The sequence below is a fragment of the Azospirillum sp. B506 genome, assembly GCF_000333595.1.
Classification (GTDB): domain Bacteria; phylum Pseudomonadota; class Alphaproteobacteria; order Azospirillales; family Azospirillaceae; genus Azospirillum.
This window is the reverse complement of the sequence record NZ_BADK01000122.1, coordinates 1-2,909: the sequence shown is the minus strand read 5'-3', so window position 1 is coordinate 2,909 and position 2,909 is coordinate 1. Positions and strand designations below refer to the sequence as shown.

At 67.2% G+C, this 2,909-nt stretch carries 5 protein-coding genes; 1 reads left to right on the top strand and 4 read right to left on the bottom strand.

From position 1 onward, the window contains the following. A partial coding sequence (locus tag I71_RS04290; RefSeq protein WP_042691103.1) for a protein-disulfide reductase DsbD domain-containing protein occupies positions 1-677 on the bottom strand: 677 nt, incomplete at its 3' end. Positions 678-873: 196 nt separating this feature from the next. Between I71_RS04290 and I71_RS04285 the strand changes: the two genes are divergently transcribed. Continuing rightward, positions 874-1,464 carry a YqgE/AlgH family protein gene (locus I71_RS04285; RefSeq protein ID WP_042691100.1) on the top strand — a complete coding sequence of 197 codons (591 nt, stop codon included), beginning with the start codon at positions 874-876 and terminating at the stop codon, positions 1,462-1,464. 24 nt (positions 1,465-1,488) lie between these two features. Here I71_RS04285 and moaE read toward each other — a convergent pair whose 3' ends face one another. From moaE to I71_RS04270, 3 genes are all read right to left on the bottom strand, one after another. After that, positions 1,489-1,941: a molybdopterin synthase catalytic subunit MoaE gene (gene moaE / locus I71_RS04280; protein ID WP_042691098.1), complete on the bottom strand. Its 453-nt coding sequence runs from the start codon at positions 1,939-1,941 to the stop codon at positions 1,489-1,491. Positions 1,942-1,945: 4 nt separating this feature from the next. Beyond that, positions 1,946-2,197 carry a molybdopterin converting factor subunit 1 gene (gene moaD / locus I71_RS04275; RefSeq protein ID WP_042691095.1) on the bottom strand — a complete coding sequence of 84 codons (252 nt, stop codon included), beginning with the start codon at positions 2,195-2,197 and terminating at the stop codon, positions 1,946-1,948. A gap of 10 nt (positions 2,198-2,207) precedes the next feature. Continuing rightward, positions 2,208-2,909 (bottom strand): molybdopterin molybdotransferase MoeA (locus I71_RS04270; RefSeq protein WP_042691093.1); only part of this gene is annotated, 702 nt, incomplete at its 5' end.

Below are 2,909 nucleotides of genomic sequence, written 5' to 3'. Positions count from 1 at the left end.
GGGCGAAGAAGGTCAGCGGCGGATCGGTCTCCACGAACAGTCGGGGAGACGAAGCCGTCGACAGCGGTGGCCTCGACCTCCAGCGCCGTGCCATTGCCCTGCACCGCATCGATGCGCATCAGGCCGTTCGGTCCCTTGGGCACCAGCGCCTGGGCGCGTGCCACGTCGTTGGCGACCTCGCTGGGTTCGGCCGGCCCGGCTGGCAGCGCGAGGGCAAGCTCCAGCGTCTGCGGCACGCAGATTTCCGAACAGACCAGCAGTTCGGCGGTCAGTGCCAGATCGACCGGCTTGCCTGGCGTGGCCGGCATGCCCTGGATCGGGAACAGGACCGCCGTGTCATAGCCTGCCGTCTCGAATCCCAGCACGGAGAAGCGGTGCGGCGCCGGATAGGACAGTTTCGCCTCGCCCAGATTGGCAGACCGGCTCCAGTCCAGCCGCGGGGCGAAGCCGGCGTCGCCAGGGGAGCGCCAATAGGTCTTCCACCCCGGTTCCAACCGCAATTCCAGCCCCAGCGGCAGTGCCGTCAGGTCGCCGGTGCCGCGCACGGCCGACACCAGCCGCGCTTCCACCGGTCCCGCCTTGGTCCAGGCTCCGCCGCCATCCTGCGCGCAAACGGGTGCGGCGCCACCGGCCAGCACAGCCAGAAGAAGCAGGAGGGTGACAGCAAGTCTTTTCATCGTGCGCACGGTTCTCTTCCCTGGAAGGGGCGCATCGTCGTCCCCGGCACCCTATATATGATAGCCCATATAATGGTGACAAAGCTCGGCCGGTGCTGTCACACTCCGGTGAAAGCGTCGCCAGAGCGCCAACCACAACCGACCGTAGGGACGGAGGCGGCTTTCCGCACCGGACCGACGACAAGGATAATAGCCCATGCCGCGCCTGACCAAGTCTCCGGACTCCAAGACCACGGAATCGCTGACCGGCCAGCTGCTGATCGCCATGCCCGGAATGGAGGACCCGCGCTTCCAGCGCACGGTCATCTATGTCTGCGCCCACAATGAAGACGGTGCAATGGGGCTGGTGGTGAACCGGCTGTTCGGGTCGATCACGTTCGAGGATCTGCTGGAACAGCTCGACATGGACATCGCCCAGCCGGTTCACAATCTGCCGGTTCATTACGGCGGTCCTGTCGAGTCGGGACGCGGTTTCGTCCTGCATTCGACCGATTATGTCCGCGACGGCACCCTGGTGGTGAACAACGACGTGGCGCTGACCGCCACCATCGACATCCTCCGCGCCATCTCCGAAGACCGCGGCCCGCGCCGCAACCTGCTGCTGCTCGGTTATGCCGGGTGGGGGCCGGGCCAGTTGGACGCCGAATTCCAGGCAAACGGCTGGCTGAACGTGCCCTGCGACGAGAAGCTGCTGTTCGACACGGAACTGGATGCCAAGTGGGAGCGCGCCATCGGCAAGCTGGGCGTCAGCGTCTCCATGCTTTCGGGCGAAGCCGGGCACGCCTGACCGCGCCCGGCCCAGCGTACGGCCTTACTCCGCCCAGCGCGCCGCCGCCGCGTCGTCGCTCTCCTTGGCCTCGACCCAGCGTTCACCCTCCGGCGTGGCTTCGAGTTTCCAGAAGGGAGCCTTGGTCTTCAGCCAATCCATCAGGAAGCGGCAGGACTCGAAGGCCGCGTCGCGGTGGGCCGAAGCGGTGGCCACCATCACGATGCGGTCGCCCGGCTCCATCCGGCCATGGCGGTGGATCACCAGCACATCGTCCAGTGGCCAGCGTCGGCGGGCCTCATCCTCGATGGCCTCCAACTGCTTCTCGGTCATGCCGGGATAATGCTCCAGCGTCATGGCGCTGACCGCCTCGCCCCCGGCGATGGCGCGCACCAGCCCGACGAACATCGCCACCCCGCCGACGCTGGTGCGGCCGGCGGTGAAGGCGGCATATTCGGCGCCGACGTCGAAATCCTCGGCCTGGACGCGGATCGCCATGTCGTCAGCCCCCCGTCACCGGCGGGAACAACGCCACCTCGTCGGTCGACGAGATCGGGTGGTCGTAGGGCACATGCTCCTGGTTCACCGCCACCTTGACCAGCTTGCTGTTGGCCAGGGCGTCGGCATGGCGCGGGCTGCGGGTCTTCAGCCATTCGACGAGATCACCGGCCGTGCTCACCTCCGCCGGCAGGTCAACGGACTCGGTCGGCACACCGATCTTGCTGCGCAGCCAGGCAAAATAGAGAATCTTCATCGCGCGTCCTCTACAGGAATTCTTTGAAAGGCAGGAAATCGACGGTCATGCCGGGTTCGACCCGCGCCAGATCCTCCGGCAACTCGATCAATCCCTCGGAGTCCACGAGCGACGAGAGCACGCCGGCCCCGTCGCGGGGATACTTGATCGCTTCCAGCGTGCCATCCGCCGTGCGATTCAGCGACCCGCGCAGGAACTCGCGCCGGCCGGGCTTCTTCTTGTGGGTGAACCCCGCGCGTACCGGAATTGCCCGCGGCACTTCATCCGCCGCCCCCATCAGCCGCAGCAGGATCGGCCGGGCGATGCGCAGGAAGGTGACCACCACCGCCACCGGATTGCCGGGCAGGCCGACGAACACGGCGTCACGCACACGGCCCAGCGCCACCGGACGGCCGGGCTTGATCGCCAGCCGCCAGAAATCCAGCCGTCCGTTGGCTTCGACCGCCGGCTTGACATGATCCTCCTCCCCCGTCGACATGCCGCCGGAGGTGATCAGCGCGTCATGGCTCGCCGCAGCCATCGCCAGTGCATCGCGAATGGTCTCGAACCGGTCCGGGAGGATGCCGAGGTCGGTGACGGCACAGCCCAGCCGGGTCAGCAGCGCAATCAGGGCGAAGCGGTTGGCGTCATAGACGGCACCGGGTTCCAGCGCCTGCCCCGGCTGGCGCAACTCGTCGCCGGTTGAGAAGACCGCCACCCGCAGACGGCACGC